The sequence below is a fragment of the Flammeovirga sp. SubArs3 genome, from assembly GCF_947387565.1.
Taxonomy (GTDB): Bacteria; Bacteroidota; Bacteroidia; order Cytophagales; family Flammeovirgaceae; genus Flammeovirga; species Flammeovirga agarivorans.
The window spans coordinates 1,031,041-1,052,244 of record NZ_CANDOA010000002.1 but is presented as its reverse complement, the minus strand read 5'-3'; the positions used below and the strand labels follow the sequence as shown (position 1 = coordinate 1,052,244).

General features: G+C 34.7%; 23 protein-coding genes. 16 read left to right on the top strand and 7 right to left on the bottom strand.

The window, feature by feature from the left end; genetic code table 11:
• Nucleotides 1-51: 51 nt before the first annotated feature.
• Both QL232_RS08785 and bcp read right to left on the bottom strand, forming a co-directional pair.
• Nucleotides 52-894, bottom strand: a complete 843-nt coding sequence (locus QL232_RS08785) for a transketolase (protein ID WP_168881125.1) — start codon at nucleotides 892-894, stop codon at nucleotides 52-54.
• 69 nt (nucleotides 895-963) lie between these two features.
• Nucleotides 964-1,413, bottom strand: a complete 450-nt coding sequence (bcp, locus tag QL232_RS08780) for a thioredoxin-dependent thiol peroxidase (RefSeq protein ID WP_281613831.1) — start codon at nucleotides 1,411-1,413, stop codon at nucleotides 964-966.
• A 76-nt stretch (nucleotides 1,414-1,489) separates the two neighbouring features.
• Here bcp and QL232_RS08775 point away from each other — a divergent pair, with 76 nt between their 5' ends.
• The 5 genes from QL232_RS08775 to gdhA are packed head-to-tail and all read left to right on the top strand — an operon-like array spanning nucleotide 1,490 to nucleotide 6,837.
• Entirely contained in the window at nucleotides 1,490-2,602 is a 1,113-nt protein-coding gene (locus tag QL232_RS08775) for a glycosyltransferase (RefSeq protein WP_281613830.1), read from the top strand.
• A 46-nt stretch (nucleotides 2,603-2,648) separates the two neighbouring features.
• Complete coding sequence (locus QL232_RS08770; protein ID WP_281613829.1) at nucleotides 2,649-2,903, top strand: hypothetical protein; 255 nt, start codon at nucleotides 2,649-2,651, stop codon at nucleotides 2,901-2,903.
• Nucleotides 2,904-2,925: 22 nt separating this feature from the next.
• Entirely contained in the window at nucleotides 2,926-4,200 is a 1,275-nt protein-coding gene (locus tag QL232_RS08765; protein WP_168881121.1) for an ABC transporter permease, read from the top strand.
• A 20-nt stretch (nucleotides 4,201-4,220) separates the two neighbouring features.
• Nucleotides 4,221-5,447: a PP2C family protein-serine/threonine phosphatase gene (locus QL232_RS08760; RefSeq protein ID WP_168881120.1), complete on the top strand. Its 1,227-nt coding sequence runs from the start codon at nucleotides 4,221-4,223 to the stop codon at nucleotides 5,445-5,447.
• Between the two features lie 46 nt (nucleotides 5,448-5,493).
• Nucleotides 5,494-6,837 carry an NADP-specific glutamate dehydrogenase gene (gene gdhA / locus QL232_RS08755; RefSeq protein WP_281613828.1) on the top strand — a complete coding sequence of 448 codons (1,344 nt, stop codon included), beginning with the start codon at nucleotides 5,494-5,496 and terminating at the stop codon, nucleotides 6,835-6,837.
• Between the two features lie 96 nt (nucleotides 6,838-6,933).
• On the opposite strand, the gene QL232_RS08750 is transcribed toward gdhA, so the two are convergent.
• Complete coding sequence (locus QL232_RS08750; RefSeq protein WP_281613827.1) at nucleotides 6,934-7,746, bottom strand: alpha/beta hydrolase; 813 nt, start codon at nucleotides 7,744-7,746, stop codon at nucleotides 6,934-6,936.
• A gap of 150 nt (nucleotides 7,747-7,896) precedes the next feature.
• Between QL232_RS08750 and QL232_RS08745 the strand changes: the two genes are divergently transcribed.
• Genes QL232_RS08745 through QL232_RS08725 form a run of 5 tightly spaced genes read left to right on the top strand, consistent with a single transcriptional unit; the run spans nucleotide 7,897 to nucleotide 12,099 of the window.
• Entirely contained in the window at nucleotides 7,897-9,207 is a 1,311-nt protein-coding gene (locus QL232_RS08745; RefSeq protein ID WP_281613826.1) for an APC family permease, read from the top strand.
• 8 nt (nucleotides 9,208-9,215) lie between these two features.
• On the top strand, nucleotides 9,216-10,067 hold the full coding sequence (locus QL232_RS08740) for a hydroxymethylglutaryl-CoA lyase (RefSeq protein ID WP_168881116.1): 852 nt from the start codon (nucleotides 9,216-9,218) through the stop codon (nucleotides 10,065-10,067).
• A gap of 2 nt (nucleotides 10,068-10,069) precedes the next feature.
• Nucleotides 10,070-10,786, top strand: a complete 717-nt coding sequence (locus QL232_RS08735; protein ID WP_281613825.1) for a 2-phosphosulfolactate phosphatase — start codon at nucleotides 10,070-10,072, stop codon at nucleotides 10,784-10,786.
• Nucleotides 10,787-10,788: 2 nt separating this feature from the next.
• Nucleotides 10,789-11,256 carry an SsrA-binding protein SmpB gene (gene smpB / locus QL232_RS08730; protein WP_168881114.1) on the top strand — a complete coding sequence of 156 codons (468 nt, stop codon included), beginning with the start codon at nucleotides 10,789-10,791 and terminating at the stop codon, nucleotides 11,254-11,256.
• A gap of 12 nt (nucleotides 11,257-11,268) precedes the next feature.
• A complete protein-coding gene (locus tag QL232_RS08725; protein WP_281613824.1) occupies nucleotides 11,269-12,099 on the top strand; it encodes an aminotransferase class IV in 831 nt (276 codons plus the stop codon).
• A gap of 73 nt (nucleotides 12,100-12,172) precedes the next feature.
• Here the strand turns inward: QL232_RS08725 and hisC are convergent, their stop codons facing one another.
• A complete protein-coding gene (gene hisC, locus QL232_RS08720; protein WP_348646728.1) occupies nucleotides 12,173-13,234 on the bottom strand; it encodes a histidinol-phosphate transaminase in 1,062 nt (353 codons plus the stop codon).
• Nucleotides 13,235-13,269: 35 nt separating this feature from the next.
• Entirely contained in the window at nucleotides 13,270-14,250 is a 981-nt protein-coding gene (locus tag QL232_RS08715; protein WP_281613823.1) for a kelch repeat-containing protein, read from the bottom strand.
• 216 nt (nucleotides 14,251-14,466) lie between these two features.
• Here QL232_RS08715 and QL232_RS08710 point away from each other — a divergent pair, with 216 nt between their 5' ends.
• Complete coding sequence (locus tag QL232_RS08710) at nucleotides 14,467-15,243, top strand: TIGR01458 family HAD-type hydrolase (RefSeq protein ID WP_281613822.1); 777 nt, start codon at nucleotides 14,467-14,469, stop codon at nucleotides 15,241-15,243.
• Between the two features lie 2 nt (nucleotides 15,244-15,245).
• Here the strand turns inward: QL232_RS08710 and QL232_RS08705 are convergent, their stop codons facing one another.
• Nucleotides 15,246-15,731, bottom strand: coding sequence for a histidine phosphatase family protein (locus QL232_RS08705; RefSeq protein WP_168881110.1), 486 nt, complete (start codon nucleotides 15,729-15,731; stop codon nucleotides 15,246-15,248).
• Nucleotides 15,732-16,008: 277 nt separating this feature from the next.
• Between QL232_RS08705 and QL232_RS08700 the strand changes: the two genes are divergently transcribed.
• From QL232_RS08700 to pgeF, 5 genes are all read left to right on the top strand, one after another.
• Nucleotides 16,009-16,245 carry a hypothetical protein gene (locus QL232_RS08700; RefSeq protein WP_168881109.1) on the top strand — a complete coding sequence of 79 codons (237 nt, stop codon included), beginning with the start codon at nucleotides 16,009-16,011 and terminating at the stop codon, nucleotides 16,243-16,245.
• Nucleotides 16,246-16,327: 82 nt separating this feature from the next.
• Nucleotides 16,328-18,199, top strand: a complete 1,872-nt coding sequence (locus QL232_RS08695) for an alpha-amylase family protein (protein WP_281613821.1) — start codon at nucleotides 16,328-16,330, stop codon at nucleotides 18,197-18,199.
• Nucleotides 18,200-18,358: 159 nt separating this feature from the next.
• Nucleotides 18,359-18,946, top strand: coding sequence for an imidazole glycerol phosphate synthase subunit HisH (gene hisH / locus QL232_RS08690; RefSeq protein WP_281613820.1), 588 nt, complete (start codon nucleotides 18,359-18,361; stop codon nucleotides 18,944-18,946).
• 1 nt (nucleotide 18,947) lies between these two features.
• Nucleotides 18,948-19,682 (top strand): 1-(5-phosphoribosyl)-5-[(5-phosphoribosylamino)methylideneamino]imidazole-4-carboxamide isomerase, encoded by a 735-nt coding sequence (gene hisA / locus QL232_RS08685; RefSeq protein ID WP_281613819.1) that lies wholly within the window; start codon nucleotides 18,948-18,950, stop codon nucleotides 19,680-19,682.
• A 52-nt stretch (nucleotides 19,683-19,734) separates the two neighbouring features.
• Nucleotides 19,735-20,523 carry a peptidoglycan editing factor PgeF gene (gene pgeF, locus QL232_RS08680; RefSeq protein WP_281613818.1) on the top strand — a complete coding sequence of 263 codons (789 nt, stop codon included), beginning with the start codon at nucleotides 19,735-19,737 and terminating at the stop codon, nucleotides 20,521-20,523.
• Here the strand turns inward: pgeF and QL232_RS08675 are convergent.
• Nucleotides 20,507-21,064 carry a hypothetical protein gene (locus tag QL232_RS08675; RefSeq protein WP_168881105.1) on the bottom strand — a complete coding sequence of 186 codons (558 nt, stop codon included), beginning with the start codon at nucleotides 21,062-21,064 and terminating at the stop codon, nucleotides 20,507-20,509. The two genes, pgeF and QL232_RS08675, sit on opposite strands and share 17 nt — an antisense overlap.
• Nucleotides 21,065-21,204: the final 140 nt, after the last annotated feature.

The window sequence follows — 21,204 nt, the reverse complement described above, 5'->3', positions numbered from 1 at the left end:
TGTCGATTGCAAATGCAAAGGACAGGCTTTTTATTTTATTGCTTTTTGTGATTAGTAATCACCTAAAGTCTCTTCTAATTGAGATAAAGCTGACTCAGTTTGCTCAGCATTTGGAGCAACACCATGCCACTTGTGTGTACCTACCATAAAGTCGATAGGGAAGCCCATCTCAGTTTTCATGATAATCATGATTGGCTTACCATTTCCAGAAAGCTCTTTTGCTTTCGTAATAGCGGCATCCAATTTTTCCATATCGTTACCATCAGCTACGATAGTTTCCCAACCAAACGCTTTGTACTTCGCTTCAATATCGATTAAGCTTAATACGTCTGATACGTCACCATCAATTTGACGGTTATTGTAATCGATCACACCAATTAAGTTATCAATCTTGTTATGAGCAGCATACATTGCAGCTTCCCAAATTTGACCTTCTTGTTGCTCACCATCACCCATTAGACAGTAAACTAACTTGTCATCGTTGTTAAGCTTTTTAGTTAACGCTGTACCCGCTGCTACTGAAAGACCTTGACCCAATGAACCTGAAGCCATACGCACACCTTCTAAGTGCTCATATGGAGTCGGGTGACCTTGTAATCTTGAATCGATTTTTCTGTGAGTAGCTAACTCTGATACAGGGAAATACCCAGCTCTAGCCAACGTACTGTAAAAAACAGCTGAAATATGACCATTTGAAAGGTAGAAAACATCTTCACCTTTAGCATCCATTTTGAACTCTTTGTTGTGTTCCATGTGCTTGAAGTAAAGAGCAACAAATAAGTCAGCACAACCTAGTGCACCACCTGGGTGACCGTTTCCTGCTGCGTTAACCATTCTAACGATATCACGTCTCACTTGGGACGCTACTCTTTTCAATTCTGCAATCTCTGCCATCTTTTTTGACGTAAGCTATTGTTTTATGTATGATAAGGATTTCTCCTTAATTTTTTTCCGAATGCAAACTTAATTAATTATCTGATTAGTATGCTCTTTAGTCTTCACCTTTTTTATAATGTCCGTTAAATTTCCTTCTTCATCGATTACAAAAGTGGTTCTAACTGTCCCCATATACTCTTTTCCGAATGTTTTTTTCAATTGCCAAGTACCGTATAAATCGTGTACTACGTGGTCAGTATCAGCAATTAGAGGGAATGGAAGTTCATGTTTTGCGATAAATTTTTGGTGTCTTTCCGCAGAATCAGTACTTACACCAAGCACTACATATCCTTCAGCAAGAAGTTTTTCATAATTGTCCCTTAAATCACAAGCTTGAGCTGTACAACCAGGAGTCATATCTTTTGGATAAAAGTATAAAACAACTTTTTTCCCTTTAAACTGAGAAAGAGTAATCTCATTTCCATCCTGATCTACACTTTTAAAATCAGGTGCTTTTTGTCCTATTTCTAATGACATTTTCAATGCTTTTAGATGATGTAATAATTTCTTTTACAATATTGCATCTTTCATCAAACATAGACAAACACATCTATTGGAAAATATCTTTTTTATTCTTGTAATCATTTATTTTTTTGGACTGCTTCAATTAAGATTACGATGGAACCGAAATTATCCTTATGATTTAGATACACCTATTGAAGGTGCTTCAACAGATGTTACTGTCGTCATTGCAGTTAGAAACGAGGAAAGAAACATTCCTCAACTTATTCAGTCCTTAAAAAATCAAACCTACAAGTATATAAATTTCATTATTGTTGATGATCATTCCACAGATCAATCTTATACACTACTTCAGTCTTTTGAATCTGAAAGATTCAAAATTTATCGTCTCCCAAGTAAACTATCAGGAAAGAAGCAAGCTATACGACTTGCTGTAGAAAAGGCAAAAACAAAGCTGATTATCACCACAGATGCTGATTGCCTTCATCATCCACATTGGGTCAATCGGTTTGTCTCTGCTCATAGGTTAACTGGTGCAAAAATGATTTCTGGTCCTGTACGATTCCAAAATGGGAATTCTCTATGGGAAAAAATATTAAATGTTGAATTTTCATCATTGATCATCACAGGAGCTGCTAGTATACGCAGAAAGAGAGCCAATATGTGTAATGCGGCTAACCTATGCTTTGAGAGAAAGGCTTTTTTATCACAAAACAACTATAAAGAGCATGCGCATATTCCAACTGGCGACGATGAGTTTTTCTTACATCAGCTTGCTCGAAACAACCCAAATCAAATCATTTTTCTAAAGCATAAAGAATCCATTGTCAACACACCTCCACCAAATAATCTTAAGACATTCATTGAGCAGAGAGTACGTTGGGCAAGTAAGTGGAAGCACTATAAAAATAGAGGACCACAACTAACGAGTATCTTTATTTTTCTATTTCATTTATTTTTTTACCTTTCTGCAGCTTCAACATTCTTTTTTAATGGTAATTTAATGCTCTTTTTTGTTACTTTTATGCTTCGAATTGGAATAGAGCTTTACTACTTAAAAGGAATATTAAAATGGCAAGGAGATCAAAATAATCTTTGGCTTGTGCCTATAATATCAATTTTCTATCCTTTATATGCCGTTATTATTGGTTTAATGGCTACTTTCTCAAATTATACATGGAAAGATAGAAAATTTAGTGTTTAATAGACTTTTTACTATTTTTGAGTGAGTAAAGCAGAATTATTTTTTTATGACTGAAGAAGAATACCTTGTTCTTGATGAATTATATTTTGTCACTTCTTTTGACAACTTAAAGCAAGAAACAAATTTGAGTGAGGAATCACTTAAACTGACCTTAAAAACAACTATTGAAAAAGGTTGGGTGAGATGTTTTAACAGCCCAGAAGAAGAAATAGAAATCACTATGGATGATTTTGAAGAACGTTATACTTCTTTTTTTTATTTGGCATCAAAAAAAGGTTTATTCGCACACAACGCTCAATAACCAACGGATCGAAAACGCATAGATGAGTATATACGAAGTACATAAGTCACCTTCTCACTTCATCAAAAAGAGATTTCAGAAAAACAAACCTGCTGTAGTTTCAACAATATATATTATTGCTTTGAGCTTTGTTGCAGTGTTGGGTTATCTCATTATGCCCGATGATTCGCATTTCGCTAATGACGGCTTACTTGAAGTACCCAAGAAACCTCCAATGTTTACAGTGAAGGTTTTAAAACAACGCAAAAACATACATATTCCTACACCTTCAGTTTTTGAAAAAATTATAGAAGGTGAAGAAAATCGTTATCAAGATATTCCAATTGTAGGTGATCCAATAATTGAAAGAGACTCCGTTTTCTTTATCGTCTACCCTGGCTTGGAAAAAAGATCTTTACATACAACCACTCGCCTAGAATTAAGTTTACCACTGATTGATGTTGTAAAATCAATTTATGCATCACCTTCACAAAAGCTTGGTATTAACTTGGCTCACAATTATGTCATTCGAAAAGATGACGTGATATACCTAGATGGATTACAGAATGTTAGGACCGTCAGTAAACAAGAACTTTTGAATGAGTTCAATGAGAAATGTCTGCAAATGCGCACATTTGTTTTGGGTACCGATAAAATTGGTCGAGATGTCCTTAGTAGACTAATCTTCGGCACAAGGGTATCCTTGACCATCGGTTTTATCTCCCTGATTATTTCACTTAGTATTGGTATTTTAATAGGAGCTACTTCAGGTTACTTTGGAGGAGTGATTGATAGAATTGCAATGTGGTTGATGACCATCACATGGTCAATTCCTGCTATTATGTTAGTAGTTGCTGTTCGCCTTGCCATCCAAAGTGAAGATATATGGGTCACATTTGTAGCAGTTGGTATTACTATGTGGGTCGATGTGGCAAGAGTTGTTAGAGGGCAAATTCTTTCTATAAAACAGAAAGACTATATCGAAGCAACTAAAGCATTAGGCTTCTCCAACTATAAAATCATTATGCACCATATTTTACCCAATATTTTGGGGCCTTTAGCTGTAATATGTGCATCAAATTTTGCTTCTGCGATCCTTATTGAAGCAGGATTAAGTTTCCTAGGTTTAGGAGGACCTCCAACTATGCCATCTTGGGGAACAATGATTAAAGAGGGTTTAAGTGAATTAACCCCTACCGGACATTGGCATCTTATTATTTTCCCTTGTCTTGCTATTAGCCTTACTGTTTTGGCTTTTAACTTGATTGGAAATGGGTTACGTGATGCCTATGATCCACATTCAAATTCGAACAATTAAGACAATTTATATTAACAACAATGGCGAATCCTGATCAAAAGCGCTTAATGCTAAAAGAAATGCAATTAGAATCTCTTTTTGAGACTATAAGTGCCATTAACGCCAATAAATCTGAAGAGGATTTATATACTATCTACAAACTTACATTATCGTCTAACCCTAGTATCACCAATCTTATTCTGTTTGTCATCGATGAAGAATCACAAGAATTTGAGAGGTTTGTGAACTATGGTTCGCATGACCATGATGAAACTGTCAATTTCCCAAAAGCATTTAAAGATTATATCAGTACTACAAATATTATCAATCATCCTGATGGATTTGAAAAATTTGATACTATCATACCAATCAAACATAAAAATGAAGTATTGGCTTATGCACTAGTAGGTACTGCAGATCAACATAGTGACTTTATTGACCAAGGTTTTACAGAAGCTTTAAGTAACATTATACTTGTAGCGATAGAAAATAAAAAGCTTGCTAGAAAAGAAGAAAAGCAAAAGGAAATGAAGAAACAATTAACAATTGCTTCTCATGTTCAGACAATGCTTTTCCCAAAAGAATTACCTTACGGGAATGATGTTCCTGTTTCGGTACATGCAAGTTATATGCCTCACCACTCTATTGGAGGAGATTACTACGATTATATTCCATTATCAGACACCAAGTTTTTAATGTCTATTGCTGACGTTTCGGGTAAAGGTGTACCTGCAGCTATCTTGATGTCCAATTTCCAAGGAACAATTCGAGCAATGGCAAGAAGAGGTACTGATTTGGAAAGTATAGTACATGAGGCTAACTATCAGATTTTAGAAAGTGCGGAAGGCGAAAATTTCATCACTGCTTTCTTTATGGAATATGATATGGAGACATCCAATCTCCGTTTTATTAATGCTGGACATAACCCTCCTTTTCTATACCATAAAAATAAATTCTCTAGGTTAGAAGATGGTACGACAATATTAGGTTCTTTTTCTGAATTACCTTTCTTAGAAGTCGGAGAAATTAATAACTTGCAAGAGTTCTTCGTTTTTGGCTTTACAGATGGCTTTACGGAGACTTACAATGACGAGGACGAAGAGCTAGGAGATGACAAATTAGAGGAATTCCTTACTGCTAATATCGATTTTCAGCAGAAAGAAATGCACAAAAATTTGATCGCTCTATTAAACACTTTTAAAGGTCACCAAGCCTATGCAGATGATATAACTTTATTATCTTGTAAGGTGGATCTTTCAAAAAAGTAGGAAATAAACACATATATTAGAATTATTACTAACCATTATTAGTTAAATGCAAAAGCTCGAATTACAAAGCTTCATGCAGGGTCTTGTAAGAAGAAACCCTGGGCAGCCTGAATTCCATCAAGCAGTGGAAGAAGTAGCTGAGAAATTAATTCCTTTCATCAACGAAAACCAAAAGTATTTAGACGCTAGAATCTTAGAGCGTATGACAGAACCCGATAGAGTAATCAGCTTTAGGGTAACTTGGCAAGATGATGAAGGTAGCATTCGTGTTAACCGTGGACATCGTGTTCAGTTTAACGGAGCTATTGGTCCATACAAAGGCGGATTACGTTTTGACAAATCTGTTACTCTGGGTACACTTAAATTCTTAGGGTTCGAACAAGTACTAAAGAACTCATTAACAACACTTCCGATGGGTGGAGCTAAAGGTGGTTCAGACTTTAACCCTAAAGGAAAATCTGATGGAGAAATCATGAGATTCTGTCAAGCTTTTATGACAGAACTTTACAGACATATTGGTAAAGACACCGATGTACCTGCTGGCGATATTGGCGTTGGCGGTAGAGAAGTTAGTTATATGTACGGTCAATACCGTCGTATTAAAAACGAATTTACAGGTGTACTTACTGGAAAAAACCTTGCTTTTGGTGGTTCAAATGCAAGAACTGAAGCAACTGGATATGGGTCAGTATATTTCGCAAGAGAAATGCTAGCTGTACGTAACGATGACTTTAAAGGTAAAATTGCTGCAGTTTCAGGTTCAGGTAATGTTGCACAATATACAGCTGAAAAGCTGATCCAATTAGGAGCAACTGTTGTAACAATGTCTGATAGAGGCGGTTTTTTACATGACCCAGAAGGTATCAACGAAGAGAGACTTGCTCATATTCAAGATTTAAAAAATGTTCAAAGAGCTTCATTAGCTGAATACACAAAAAAATATCCTTCTGCAACATATACAGCAGATGCGAGACCTTGGAGTGTAAAAGTTGACTTAGCATTCCCTTCTGCAACTCAAAATGAGTTAGATGAAAACGATGCTGAAACTCTAATGAAAAATGGTTGTATTCTAGTTTGTGAAGGAGCGAACATGCCTTCTACAATTGGTGCAATTAAGGTATTTGAAAAACATCACATCATGTATGGTCCAGGTAAAGCAGCCAACGCTGGTGGTGTTGCTATTTCTGGTCTTGAGATGACACAAAACTCTATGCGCTTACAGTGGAGTTTTGAAGAAGTGGACGAGAAGCTTCAAGATATCATGAAGAAAATCCACTCTAAGTGTGTAAAATACGGTCAAGAAGACGGATGGGTAGATTATGTAAAAGGTGCTAATATTGGTGGCTTTGTTAAAGTTGCTGATGCATTATTAGCGTACGGAGTAATCTAATCTTTCTATTAAAGAATAAATAATTAGGCCATCTATGAAAATAGATGGCCTTTTTTACTTCACAAATTTACTATTCACACTACATAATTCTACTCTTTACAAAGTCACCATATTGGTCTTATGCAAGAATGATTTCAAGCTTGGGTTTATCTTTTTAGCATCTGTCATAATAGCGGCATGAGCTGCTCCATCTACAATCAATAGCCCCTTACAATTGGGTAAATGATTACTTAAATATTCTCCTTGTTCAAAAGGAACTCCATTATCTAACTCTCCATGTATCACATAAGATGGGATATTAATTTCTTCGATTAAATGAAGAATATCATCCCTCTCAATTAAGTTGTTCATGGCATGAAAGATTTGTTCAGCAGTCCTACTTTCCCATTTATCAGACCACATGTCCCAATATTCATTATACTTTTCCTGAGGTCCTAAAATACCCGTCATCAACCCCTCTTTTAATGGAGGTACCAATCCCACTGATTGCCAAGTATCTCTCACTTCTAAATACCCCGCTTTTCCTTCTTTTGAGTCTTGATGCCCTGATGTGCTCACTAACACTAGAGAATTAACTCTATTCGGAGCTTTTAATGCCATTCTTAATGCAGCATAGCCTCCTTGAGACATACCAACTATCGATGCTTTTTCAATCTCTAAATGATCCATCACAGCAATAGTATCATTCACAGTATCGTATAGTGTAAATGATTTGCCATCCCATTGTGTCTTTCCGAATCCTCTTGCATCAATACCTATCACTCTGTATTCATCTTCCAATGCTTCCATTTGTGATAAAAACATGGTACAATCCATAAGAAAACCATGCAAAAAAATAACAGCAGGAGCACTTTTCTCCCCTCTGTCTTCAAAGTAAATTTCTTGGTTATTAGCCTTTAAGTATGACATAGAAATAGTTGAGTTAGTTTTTAAAATATAACTATTATTAAAAAATACTTTTCTTAAATAAGAACTTATTCCTTATCGAAAAGTAATTCTGTATTTCATAGACAATTTCCTTTATATTATATAATCAACATTTCTAAAAAACTTCAATAAATGACTGACAAGAAAGAAGAAAAAGAACAAATAGGCTTAAAAGACGCAGTTTCAATTGGTATTGGAGGAATGGTCGGTGGAGGTATTTTTGCCGTACTTGGTTTATCTGTAGAATTAGCAAAAGGAGGTGTTCCGATATCATTCTTAGTAGCAGGTTGTATTGCCTTAATGACAGCCTATTCTTATGCAAAACTTTCTGTCGCCTATCCAGATGAAGGAGGCACTGTTCGTTTTATTTATGAAGGTTTTGGGTATTCCGTTTTAAGTGGTGGGCTAAATAATATGCTTTGGGTAAGTTACATTATTATGCTATCATTATACTCTAGTGCCTTTGGGGCTTATGCCTCAGGAATGTTTGATATCACTGGAGATCATATTGTAGATAAACATATTTTCATATCAGCCATCATCCTGTTTTCTACCTTTATCAATTACTACAGTATTAAAGTCGTAGGGGAAGTTGAGTCCTTTGCTGTGATCATTAAACTGATTATTCTATTGGCGTTTGTAGCAGCAGGTTTTTGGGGAATTACAGAGAACCCCAATTTTATCCAGCTTTCACCACAAAACTGGGAAAATCCTGTACAATTAATAGCCGGCGGAATGGTTATTTTTGTCGCATATGAAGGATTTGAGTTAATTGCTAACTCGGCTCCAGACATAAAACATCCAATGAAAAATACACCAAAGGCCTATTACTACTCGGTTATTTTTGTGATACTCCTTTACATTGCCATTGCTGTTGTTACTGTCGGGTCTCTTGATTTTGCTGATATTGGAAAAGCTCAGGACTATGCATTAGCAGAGGCTGCAAAACCAAAATTTGGGCAAATTGGATTTACCATTATATCAATTGCTGCAATGATTTCGACTTTCTCTGCTATCAATGCAACATTATTAGGTGGAAGTAGAACGAATTATGAGGTGGCATTATATCATGAGTTACCAGAAGAGTTCACCAAACAATTATGGGGTAAGCCTCTAGGGTTACTAATCATATCCATTTTTACATTGGTTATCGCGAACACAATCGATCTTGAAAGTATTTCAACTTCAGGTTCTGCAGGCTTTCTTGTAATTTTCGGTATTGTAAATTTCATAGCTTTTAAAAAACGAAAAACTATATTTGCTAATAAATCCATCACAATCATTGGGTTTATATGTTGCATTCTCGCTTTCATCATACTAACCATTCAACAAATTCAAGAAAACGCAACAGGCATTATCATCGCTTTCTCTATTTTTGGAACTTGTTTCCTTGGAGAATGGCTTTATAAAAAACACCTAAAAAAGAAAATTGATCACCAATAAATAAACACATGGTAAACATCATTGAGTGTCCTCGTGATGCAATGCAAGGACTATCAGACTTCATCCCTACTAACGTTAAAGCCGAATACATTAATAAGTTACTGAAAGTAGGGTTTCACACTTTAGACTTTGGGAGTTTTGTTTCTCCAAAAGCAATTCCACAAATGAGAGATACCAAAGAAGTATTATCTCAATTAGACTTATCAACCACCGCTACAAAATTATTAGCTATAGTTGCTAATGTTAGAGGTGCACAAGAAGCAATTTCACATAAAGAGATTTCATATATAGGTTTTCCTTTATCTGTATCTGAGACGTTCCAGCGTAGAAACACAAATAAATCTATCAATGAGGCGCTGGATGAGGTGGCCTACATTTTAAAGCTCTGTCACTCACATCAAAAACAATTTGTTGTATACTTGTCTATGAGCTTTGGAAATCCCTACCAAGAGTTCAGTAATGCAGATATGGTTTTAGAAATGGCGAAGAAACTCCACAATATGGGGGTTAAAATTATTTCGTTTGCTGATACAATTGGTAGTGCAACTGTGAAAGATGTTGAAGTATTGTTTGAAAAAGCCTCAAAAATATTGTCAGAATCTGAATTGGGTGTACATTTGCATTGTCATCCGTCTGAAGCTTATCAGTTTGCTCAAACCGCTTTGAATGTAGGTTGCAAAAGAATTGATTCTGCCTTAGGAGGCTTAGGGGGATGTCCAATGGCAAAAGATGACCTTACAGGGAATCTTGCCACAGAATCTTTAGTTAAAGCACTGTCTGATTTCCAAGGTATCACTCCTACCTTAAATTTACTTGAATTGCAAAAAGCAAATGAATTCAGACAACAGTTTATTGGTTAGTTATGATTAAAATTGAGACTTGTCTCACACCTGAAATATTATCTTTACATCAATTAGAAGGCAAAATTGCCGTAGTTACAGATGTTTTAAGAGCCACTTCTTGCATGGTTGCCGGTTTGAATGCTGGTGTGAATAGTGTTATTCCTGTTATGAAAGTAGAGGAAGCATTGGAATATCAAAAAAAGGGCTTTATCACTGCCGGTGAACGAGGTGGTGTAAAAGTAGAAGAGTTTACAATTGGCAACTCTCCTTTTGAGCATATGCAAGAAGAGTATCATGGTAAAGATATTTGCATGACAACTACCAATGGAACAGTTGCTATTACTGAAGCAAAGAAGACTGCCAAAGAAGTTATTATTGGTGCTTTATTGAATGTAGGTACTGTTGCTGAATATCTCAAGGAACAAAACCAAGATATTGTCATTATATGTGCAGGCTGGAAAGGCAATCCTAGCTTAGAAGACACATTATTTGCTGGTGCTTTAATTCATAGGTTACAAGACCAAGCAAAGTTAACAGACGATGCTAGCTTTATGGCATTAGCTCAATACCAACAAGCCAATGGTAAGGTGGCAGACGTAATACAAAATTATGCTTCACACGCGAAAAGATTAAGCGGATTAAAAGCAAAATCTGATCTATCATTTTGTGCACAAGAGGATTATTGTAGTATCTTACCTATCCTTAATGGAGAAGCAATTACGATTAAGAAGAATTAGTGATGGGAGGAAAAAAACTAGACATAAAACAAAAGGTTAAAATAAAGAACCGAAAAGCGTCACATGAATACGAGTTTATTGAAAAATTCGTAGCAGGTGTTGCTTTAAAAGGTTCAGAGATCAAATCAATTCGTATGCAAAAAGTAAGTTTGCAAGATGCATTCTGTCTTTTTATAGGTGATGAATTGATCGTAAGAAGTATGCATATTGCTCCCTATGAAATGGGAGGTCATAATAACCATGAAGCCAAAGCAGATCGTAAACTTTTACTGACTAGAAAAGAACTAACTAAACTAGATAAAAAAGTAAAAGAGAACGGTTTTACAATTGTTCCTACTCAGTTATTTATTAATGACAGAGGTTTAGCTAAAATTGAAGTTGCTTTAGCTAGAGGTAAAAAACTTTATGACAAACGACAGGACTTAAAAGCAAAAGACCAGTCGAGGGAAATGTCTAAAGTAAGGTACTAACAAACTACTAGGATGATGAGTTATATCCTTCTAAATAATGAAATAATAAAAACTAGTAAAGCAGGAGTTTCTATTACAGATAGAGGTTTACAATATGGTGATGGCATCTTTGAAACCATGATCACTAACAATGGAAACATCCGCTTTTTACAAGATCATTTGGATAGAATTTCAAAAGGTGCGAAAGAGTTACTTTTTGAAGTTCCTGAGAATATTCTGACTACAGACTACATCAACGAACAAGTTCTTCAACTCAAAAAGAAAAATAACTTACCTGAAGAATGCAGAATAAAGCTGATGCTCTGGAGAGGTGAAGGTGGATTATACACCCCTACTTCAAAAGAATGTGAGTTTGCATTAATTGTTGATGAATATATTCCATCCCCTCCTCGATGTGGTTTAGAAACAGACTTTGCTGAAACTGTTTGTGTAGCAGCTTCACCGGTTTCGTTTTGTAAAACCTTATCTTCTCTTACTTATACATTAGCAGGGATAGAAAAAACAAAGAAGTCTCTTGATGATGTTATCCTTTTAAGTCAAGAAGGCTTTATAGCTGAGACTATTAGCGGAAATATCTTTTGGGTAAAAGACAATATAATATTTACTCCGAAAGTTTCTGTGGGATGTGTTTCTGGTATTAGTCGCAAGAATATTATCGCTGATTTAGAAAATAAAGGGTACAAGGTAAAAAGGGTACTTGCAAGAAAAGCAGACCTTGCTGATGCTGATGCTGTACTCTCTACCAACGTTACTGGTGTTAGTACGATTAAATCTATTGGCGAAACAGTCTATAAAAGTAAAAATGGTTGGAGACAGGTATTTGAAAGTGTTTACCACTATTAAATTCCACTTCAAATAAAAAATAAGCCACTGAAATTAAGATTTTCAGTGGCTTATTTTTTGCAAGTAATTCTAATTACAATGCTTTAAATGCTTCAAGGAATCGATTATTTTCTTCAGGTGTACCTATAGAAATTCTCAGCCCCTCGTCACATAATAATACTTTTGCTCTATTTCGAATTATGATCCCTTGCTCTACCAATTTATTATAATCGTCTGTAGCATTTTCTACTTGAATTAGAATAAAGTTAGCATCAGAAGGGAAGATATTTTTCACTCTTGAAATCTCACTAAGTTCTTTTTCTAAACGTTGACGTTCAGAAAGCAAAGTAGCTACCATCTCTTTTACCTTATCAACATTATCAAGTGCCTCTAATGCTTTCTCTTGTGTCAGTTGATTGATATTATATGGAGGTTTGATAACATTAAAGATATCTACTACCTGTTTGTTAGCGAACATCATACCTAACCTTAGACCTGCCATACCCCAAGCTTTAGAGAAAGTCTGTAATACAACAAGGTTTTCATACTCCTCTAATTTTCCAATAAAACTAGGCTCAGATGAAAAATCGATATAAGCCTCATCAACCACTACAATACCTTTAAATTGCTCTAATAATTGAATAATCTTATCCGATGAAACTGCATTACCTGTAGGGTTATTCGGAGAACATACAAAGATGATCTTAGTATTATTATCAACTGCATTTAATATACCTTCAACATCTAAATCTAATGTTGAAGTTAAAGCCACTTTTCTTAATTCTACATTATTTAATGCAGCACTTACTTGATACATTCCATAAGTAGGAGGAAGAATAACAACATTCTCCTTTTGAGGCTCAACAAATGCTCTGAATAGCAAATCGATTGGCTCATCACTTCCGTTTCCCAAGAAAATATTTTCTGTTGGAATACCTTTAAGCACCGAAAGCTTTTCCTTTACTGCTCTTTGATATGGATCTGGATACCTATTGTAAGGCTCACCTGTAGCTGTGCCAAATGGATTTTCATTGGCATCTAAAAATACATTTTGATCTGAAACTTCTTCGAACTCATCTCTTGCAGACGAATAGGGTTCCATTTCTCTAATGTGATTTCTAATTAATTTTTGTATATCAGTAGTAATTTTTTCCATAGTTGGATTGCAATTGAAACAGTATTAATAGCACACTAATTCAACAGTTTATCAATACCTAATACATACACTGTTGATGAATATTGTTCTTTTCCTGATGAATTTTGCTTGATACCTCCAAAGATAACCAATTTATCTTTAGAAATAGTCGCTCCCATTCCTCTTAACTTGCCAATATTTGTTTGATATCTTTTCAAACTACCCTTTAAAGTATCATAGATAAAAATCTGCTCGTTACTAAAAAGAATGATATAGTGACGGTATTGTGTAACAGCTGCGTCGACAATTGGTTCTGGTAATTTCCCCACTTTCACCCATCGATTCACCTTTATATTATACATAAAGATATCGTCTACTGCTTTTTCATTTCTACCACCAAAAGTGTAAATTTTTCCGTCAACAGTTGCTCCATAAGTAATCATTTGCTTTGGCATACTTGCCAATTGCTTCCAAGTACTGTTTTCCGGATTAAAGGAATATAAAGTATTTGAATAGGTATCTTCATCTAACATCCCTCCAAAAGCATAGATGATATTCTTTGATACCGCCAACCCAGATTTGTATAAAGGTTGAGGATTTACTGATACGTCTTTTAAAAATGGTATTTGTGCGTTAAAGTTGACTTCTCTAACGTTGATATCTATGTCGTCAATATTTTCGTCGTGTTTACTTTCATTCCCATTCAATAGAAACATTGAACCGTTGACAGTCGTTGCATTAATATTCTTTTCAGCACGTATATGTATAGGAGTCAACTCACTCCATATTTCTCTATCTATATTAAATAGTAAGATATTATCGAAGTTTTCTCCCGATTTATTTTCCCCTCCTATTACAAACGTTGATGTCCCATTGCTACAATAACCCATATATGCTCTTGGCTGTGGCAGAGGTGTAGATCTTATAAACCTCACAGTAGCATTTTCATATTCTCTAAAATTTGCAGAGATACAGGATTGTAGTAAAACACCAACAAAACAAAGGAAAAACCGATATTTTGAAGATGACAGCTTCATACTAGTTTAATTTTATTAAGTACAAAAGTAATACATAGGTAAGTACTATCATTGTTTGTATGTTCTAATAGGTGTTATGTTTAGTTAAAAATAGCGACAAAAGTCAATGATTAGGGTACCCGAGAAAAAACTACTTATGTAGGAACCACTACCTGTTAGCTAATTCGACGATTTAAAAATGTATTTCAACTAATAAATTAATTATCCTTTTTGACCATGAAACTTCAAGATATACAAGGTATATTATGCGACCTTGACGGCGTATTATACAATGACTCTCAACTCATTGATGGAGTAATCGAAAGTATCAACACATTAAAAAATAGAGGGTATAAATTCCTGTTTGTTACCAATACTTCTGGAGTAACTTCTGATGAGTTATTTGTTCGATTAACGAATATGGGTATACCTGTCTCAAGTGATGAAATTCTAAGTCCTCCTTTAGCTGCATTGAATTATGTAAAAGAAAAAAAGTATAATACGGTAGAAGTATTAGGTGGGCACTCGATAAAAGAATTATTCTACAAAGACTTAAAAAAAGATGTTGACAACCCAGAAGCAATTATTGTAGGAGATATTGGTAAGAATTGGGATTATCAATTAATGAATTCATTGTTCAATAAAATATTAAATGGAAGCGATATTATTGGGCTTCACAAAGGAAAATTTTGGAAGTCTTCTGATGGGCTTAGAATTGATATTGGAGCCTTCATTAAAGGATTAGAGTTTGCCACATCCAAGGAATCTATTTGTATTGGTAAACCACAAAAAGAATTCTATGAATCAGCAATAAAAAAAATCAATATATCTCCGAATAACTTATTAATGATTGGTGATGACATTATTGGTGATATTCAGGGTGCAAAAGAAGCAAATCTCACCGCTATACAAGTCAAAACGGGAAAATACAGAGAAGAATTAACGAAGAATGCCATCATTCAGCCTGATATAATCGTTAATGATTTCAATGAATTAAAAGACCTATTACCTTAAAATTAGCGACCAGTATATCTAACCAAAGATTGTCCTGTCGCTTGTGAAATAAGTGCCCAAGAGTCAAAATCAAATGTAATGACTAAAGCATCTGCAGGCGACAGTGAATTAATTTCCTCTCCAGTTAAATACTCCGCAAAAAACGACAATGTTGGATTATGTCCAACGATAGCCACGCAGTCTGCTTCATCACTTCTTTCATTGACAAAATCTAATAGCCTACCTACAGTAGCATCATAAAAGTCTGATTCTGCGAAAGATGCCTCTTCAGGAATTTCCAATTGTTCTAACAATACCTGAGTGGTTGCCTTAGTTCTTTCTGCATCAGAATAAAATACTATTTCAGGTATATATGTGCCAGATTTAATCCTTTTTGAGGTATGCATGGCTTGCATATATCCTTGTTGGGTTAATACTCTTAATTTATCTTCTACTCCAAAATAGGGTGATTCCGCTTCAGCATGTCTTATTAGTAATAGTGTCTTCATTGATCTGGTTTATTGTTATTATTCTTGCTTTTTAATTCGAATTGAATTTAATCATTTTTTTATGAAAAAAGGAAATCATTTCTCTCAATCTTCAGCCATTAATCAATTGAGTTGAACCTTTACTACCAATGTATCTATTCTCCTTACTATCCATGCTTAAATAAAATGACTTTTGCAGAATAAATTGTATAACAAGAATTTTTTTTCAAGACATTTTTTGATTAATATAGCATAGAATATTTTCCAATTTTACTTTAAATTTTAAATCAATCTCGTAATGAACGAAATCGAAGAAATTGTATTTAATGCGATCAAAAAAGATAAGGATTATCTAAACGTTTTGAAAAAACAACTGAAAGACACAAACCCGTTTACAGTTGCCGTTCAAATGCAAGATGATCTTAAGAAAGTAGATCAACACCAGGGAATTTATGATACAATTTTATCAAAAGTAGATTTGTATAAAATAGCCACAAAATTAAATGAAAAGCGTCCTTACAACAAAAAATCATAACGCTTTAACAACACAAACAAACTCTTCTAAGAAACACTTGGAAGAGTTTTGCTTTTTTTAACCCTATCATAAATTGTAAATAATGACAAAATTCTACAGCTTTTTACGTGTATTCGTTTACCTTTTTATGGGTAGTTTATTCGTAAACTGTTCCTCTAATCAGCAACAAGAAGAACAAAAATTGAAACATACATTCGAAATTTCTACTTCCACAGAAGACATTCAAGATCATAAAATCATCATCTACCAAATGATGACAAGGTTATTTGGTAACACAAATTCTACCAATAAACTTTGGGGTACACTGAAAGATAATGGTGTTGGAAAATTTGATGATATTAATGACGATGCACTTCAAGGCATCAAAGACTTGGGAGCTACTCATGTTTGGTATACAGGTGTAATTGAACATGCCGTTATCACTGATTATAGAAAATATGGAATCCATATTGACGATGCCGATGTCGTAAAAGGTAGAGCAGGGTCTCCTTATGCCATTAAAGATTACTATGACGTAAATCCAGACTTATCCAACAATGTCAACAACCGTTTAGAAGAGTTTGAATCATTAATTGAAAGAACACACAAAAATGGTTTAAAAGTAATCATTGACTTTGTTCCCAATCATGTAGCGAGAAAATATCATTCCGACAAAAAGCCTAAAGGTGTTGTAGACCTAGGAGCTGATGACAATACTAAAGTAGGCTTTGAAGCCAACAACAATTTCTATTATATCCCTGGAAAACCATTTGTTGTTCCTTCAGGGTATGTACCATTAGGTGGGGATAAATTCCCAACTGCAGACGGCAAGTTCAACGAAAACCCAGCTAAGGTATCTGGTAACGGAGCTGTTACTAATACACCTTCTGTAAATGACTGGTTTGAAACAGTACGTTTAAATTATGGTGTCAATCACCTATCTGGAAATGGCGAAAAAGTGTTTGATATTAATGGAGATGTGCCTTCAACTTGGAAAAAAACACTTGCTATCTTAAAATATTGGACAGAAAAAGGTGTTGACGGTTTCCGCTGTGATATGGCAGAAATGGTCCCTGTTGAATATTGGGCTTGGATGATTCCTCAAATTAAAGCTATTAATCCTAATATTAGATTTATTGCAGAAGTCTATAATCCTAAAGAATACCGCAACTATATCTTCACTGGTAAATTCGATTATTTATATGATAAAGTTGGAGTTTACGATACTTTAAGAGCTGTAATGGAAGACCGTCCTGGCTCTTCACTTGCACACCTAACTAAGGTTTGGAAAGATATGGATGGGTTCAACAACCATATGTTAAGATTCTTAGAGAACCATGATGAGCAACGTATTGCATCAAAAGAATTCTCTAACAACCCTTATCCAGGTATTCCAGGTATGGCAGTTAGTGCTGCACTAGGTAGTGGTCCGGTAATGGTCTATTTTGGACAAGAAGTAGGTGAACCTGGTACTGGTGAGTCTGGCTTTAGTGGAGATGATGGTAGAACAACCATTTTTGATTATTGGGGTGTTCCAGAACATCAAAAGTGGGTCAATGACCATAAATATGATGGTGGAAAATTATCTGATGCTCAAAAAGCTTTAAGAAATAAATACAAGCAAATCCTTCATGCATCTACAAATGATGCTGCCATCCGAAAAGGTAAACTTATAGATCTTCAGCAATTCAATAATACTAATTCTAGTTACAACTCTGAAAAAACTTATTCTTTTATCAGATACGTTGGAAACCAAAGAGTGTTAGTTGTTGCCAATTTTGAGAATCAGGCGATTACAACAGAAGTAATCATCCCTACAATTGTTCAAGAATCAATAGGATTAAAAGGTAATGAGGTGATTGATGCTAAAGACTTAATATCTGGCAAAAACATTAAGCTTGATTTAAACAGTGCTGATGAAAGCGGCACTAGTATTTCGATTCCAGCTAATGATGCTTACTATATTGAATTTTAGTTAGGCAATTTGCGTTAACAAGGGAGGGAATTGATGAAAATTTATCATTGATTCCCTCCTTTTTTATTAAAATTATCAATGGTGTTTTCATTCTGTCGAAAGAATCTTAATTTTGAAGTAAAATCAAACGCTGTCAAGCACCAACAAAAAAACTGTTGAATGAAAGTTGCTATTATTAAATACAACGCAGGAAACGTTCAATCTGTGCGTTATGCATTACAACGTATCGGAATTGATCCTATCCTAACAGACAATCCTGAAGAAATAACATCAGCAGACAAAGTGATTTTTCCTGGTGTAGGAGAAGCAAAGTCTGCAATGGATTACTTGAAAGAACGTAAGTTAGATCAATTAATTAAGGACCTAAAACAACCGACTTTAGGTGTTTGTTTAGGTCTTCAATTAATGTGTAATCATTCAGAAGAAAGGGATACTGATTGCTTAGGAATTTTCGATACCAACGTAAAGAAATTCCAAAGTGAAATTTTGAAAGTTCCTCATATGGGGTGGAATAATATTCATAATCTAAAAACAGACCTTTACAAAGGCATTCATGAGAATGATTATGTTTACTATGTACATAGTTATTTTGCAGAACTTTGTGAAAACACTATTGCTGTAACAGATTATGTTAATCCATACAGTGCCTCATTGCATAAGGATAATTTCTTTGCAGCACAGTTTCACCCAGAGAAAAGTGGTGATGTTGGACAAAAAATCATACAAAACTTTATAACAAACTTCTAACATGTCTCACAAACTTGATATCATCCCTGCCATTGATCTAATTGATGGTAAATTGGTAAGATTATCACAAGGTGATTATGCTCAAAAAACTGTTTACGCTGACGATCCTTTAGTCATTGCCAAGCAGTTTGAAGATGCAGGAATTAAACGTCTACACTTAGTTGATCTTGATGGAGCAAAAGTGAAACATGTGGTAAACTATGGTGTTTTAGACAGAATTGTTTCCAATACTTCTTTGGTTGTTGACTTCGGTGGAGGTATCCAGTCTGACGAAGACCTTCAAAAAGTATTTGATCATGGTGCTGAAATGGTAACATGTGGCAGTATTGCTGTTAAAGAGCCAGAGAAGTTTACTTCATGGATTGAGAAGTTTGGTGCAGAAAGAATGATTCTTGCTGCAGATGCAAAAAATAAAATGATTGCTGTTAGTGGATGGCAAGAAGATTCGAAAGTCCCACTTTTTGATTATCTTCAAGATTACACTATTAAAGGAATTACTAAAGTACTTTGCACTGACATTTCTAAAGACGGTATGATGCAAGGTCCCAATACTGAACTCTACCGTGAAATTATAGCACAATTCCCAAATATGGAATTAATTGCTAGTGGAGGCGTTAGTAAATATGAAGACTTAGTCGCTTTAGAAGAAGCAAATATACCATCTGTTGTTGTAGGTAAGGCCATTTATGAAGGCACTATATCGATCGAACAGATCTACGCACACAACAGCAAATAAAAATATTTATAACAGTGGCTATCATGGCCACTGTTTACCCCATTAAAAGCCTATGATCCCCAAATTACAATTCGATTTACTTGAACCCTATAAGCACCAAATAAATCATTTTATAACCACCAGAACAGGTGGAATGAGTCAACCGCCATTCAATACTTTAAACTTGGGAAACATCGATAAAGATAGATTAGAAGATGTTTTAGCCAATAGACAAATTGTAAAAGAAATCCTCGGTTGCGAACGACTTTTTGTTGGAGAGCAAAAACACACGAATACAGTTGCCGTCGTAAAAGAAGAGCACTTACCTTCTTTAATCGAAGAAGAAAACCCTTTTCCTGAAACCGATGGTATTATTACTAATGTCAAAAACATTGGTTTATTAACCTTGGCTGCAGACTGTACTCCAATTATATTATTCGACCCTCAAAAACAGGTCATTGGTGTTGTACATTCAGGTTGGAAAGGTACTGAATTAAAAATTCTTTCTGTAGCACTACAAAAAATGGTTGATGAGTTTGAATCGGAAGCAAAAGATATTCTTGTTTGTTTTGGGCCATCCATCAAAAAAGAATCTTATGAAATAGGTGAAGATGTTATTGAGCTTTTCAAAAATGCATATCCAGAAATTGTAGATGAAGTTATTTTACCTCATCCAATTGAAGGCAAAGCATTTTTAAATATAGAAGCAGCTCAACTGGCACAGTGTAATGCTTTCAATATTCCTTCAGAAAACATTCAATTTCTACCTTTTGATACTTACACAGATCATAGGTTCTACTCTGCAAGAAAAGCTGCTCCTATGGAAACAGGGCGTTTCGGTGGAGTTATTGTATTGAGGTAGTTTTACTAGACTCAACTACTAGTTTTAGTTCTTCTAAAGCCACTTGATATTGAGTGGCTATTTTTTTGTTATAGTCAGACATATAGGCTACAAGTCTCACCATTGGATTAAATCCAAAATCACCTTTCTCATTCCAAGTAACTAATGTTCCTTGATCACCTCCTTCTAGTGTGAACACTATATCAGAAATAAATGCCCCGTCATTTGTGATCATTTGTAGTTGTATTTCATCATAAGGATTCGAAGATAAAATCTTCAATTGTGCCTTTGATCCATCATTTCCAAACCATGAATGTACTGCTCCTTCTCCTTCTTCTGGACCTAAAAACTGTGGATCTACTCTACTCTCTGGATCTTCTAATTTAAAAGCCCACTTTTCCCACTTTTGTAAATTATCTATATAAAAAAATATCTTGGAAGGTTTAGATTGTATCAGTACTTGTTCATTTACTTCATAATGTGAAGGAAGGAATAACCCTACTCCAAAAAATAGAACAAGAATAGAAAATACACCTAAAGAAAATGATCTAATTACATTCATTGTTTAGTTATTATTTTGATGACAAAATTAATGGAAATTTTATCACCAATTCAATATAGTTTTTACATTCTTTCTTTATAAATTTAGGTAAAAGGTATTACAAAGTGTATTTTTAGTTTTTGTGCATTTAAACCGGTTTA

What these genes read in the sequence shown, in the direction of transcription:
- QL232_RS08785 (WP_168881125.1), bottom strand. Translation starts at nt 894, where the DNA reads ATGGCAGAGATTGCAGAATTGAAAAGAGTAGCGTCCCAAGTGAGACGT.
- bcp (WP_281613831.1), bottom strand. Translation starts at nt 1,413, where the DNA reads ATGTCATTAGAAATAGGACAAAAAGCACCTGATTTTAAAAGTGTAGAT.
- QL232_RS08770 (WP_281613829.1), top strand. Translation starts at nt 2,649, where the DNA reads ATGACTGAAGAAGAATACCTTGTTCTTGATGAATTATATTTTGTCACT.
- QL232_RS08765 (WP_168881121.1), top strand. Translation starts at nt 2,926, where the DNA reads ATGAGTATATACGAAGTACATAAGTCACCTTCTCACTTCATCAAAAAG.
- QL232_RS08760 (WP_168881120.1), top strand. Translation starts at nt 4,221, where the DNA reads ATGGCGAATCCTGATCAAAAGCGCTTAATGCTAAAAGAAATGCAATTA.
- gdhA (WP_281613828.1), top strand. Translation starts at nt 5,494, where the DNA reads ATGCAAAAGCTCGAATTACAAAGCTTCATGCAGGGTCTTGTAAGAAGA.
- QL232_RS08750 (WP_281613827.1), bottom strand. Translation starts at nt 7,746, where the DNA reads ATGTCATACTTAAAGGCTAATAACCAAGAAATTTACTTTGAAGACAGA.
- QL232_RS08745 (WP_281613826.1), top strand. Translation starts at nt 7,897, where the DNA reads ATGACTGACAAGAAAGAAGAAAAAGAACAAATAGGCTTAAAAGACGCA.
- QL232_RS08740 (WP_168881116.1), top strand. Translation starts at nt 9,216, where the DNA reads ATGGTAAACATCATTGAGTGTCCTCGTGATGCAATGCAAGGACTATCA.
- QL232_RS08735 (WP_281613825.1), top strand. Translation starts at nt 10,070, where the DNA reads ATGATTAAAATTGAGACTTGTCTCACACCTGAAATATTATCTTTACAT.
- smpB (WP_168881114.1), top strand. Translation starts at nt 10,789, where the DNA reads ATGGGAGGAAAAAAACTAGACATAAAACAAAAGGTTAAAATAAAGAAC.
- QL232_RS08725 (WP_281613824.1), top strand. Translation starts at nt 11,269, where the DNA reads ATGATGAGTTATATCCTTCTAAATAATGAAATAATAAAAACTAGTAAA.
- hisC (WP_348646728.1), bottom strand. Translation starts at nt 13,234, where the DNA reads ATGGAAAAAATTACTACTGATATACAAAAATTAATTAGAAATCACATT.
- QL232_RS08715 (WP_281613823.1), bottom strand. Translation starts at nt 14,250, where the DNA reads ATGAAGCTGTCATCTTCAAAATATCGGTTTTTCCTTTGTTTTGTTGGT.
- QL232_RS08710 (WP_281613822.1), top strand. Translation starts at nt 14,467, where the DNA reads ATGAAACTTCAAGATATACAAGGTATATTATGCGACCTTGACGGCGTA.
- QL232_RS08705 (WP_168881110.1), bottom strand. Translation starts at nt 15,731, where the DNA reads ATGAAGACACTATTACTAATAAGACATGCTGAAGCGGAATCACCCTAT.
- QL232_RS08700 (WP_168881109.1), top strand. Translation starts at nt 16,009, where the DNA reads ATGAACGAAATCGAAGAAATTGTATTTAATGCGATCAAAAAAGATAAG.
- QL232_RS08695 (WP_281613821.1), top strand. Translation starts at nt 16,328, where the DNA reads ATGACAAAATTCTACAGCTTTTTACGTGTATTCGTTTACCTTTTTATG.
- hisH (WP_281613820.1), top strand. Translation starts at nt 18,359, where the DNA reads ATGAAAGTTGCTATTATTAAATACAACGCAGGAAACGTTCAATCTGTG.
- hisA (WP_281613819.1), top strand. Translation starts at nt 18,948, where the DNA reads ATGTCTCACAAACTTGATATCATCCCTGCCATTGATCTAATTGATGGT.
- pgeF (WP_281613818.1), top strand. Translation starts at nt 19,735, where the DNA reads ATGATCCCCAAATTACAATTCGATTTACTTGAACCCTATAAGCACCAA.
- QL232_RS08675 (WP_168881105.1), bottom strand. Translation starts at nt 21,064, where the DNA reads ATGAATGTAATTAGATCATTTTCTTTAGGTGTATTTTCTATTCTTGTT.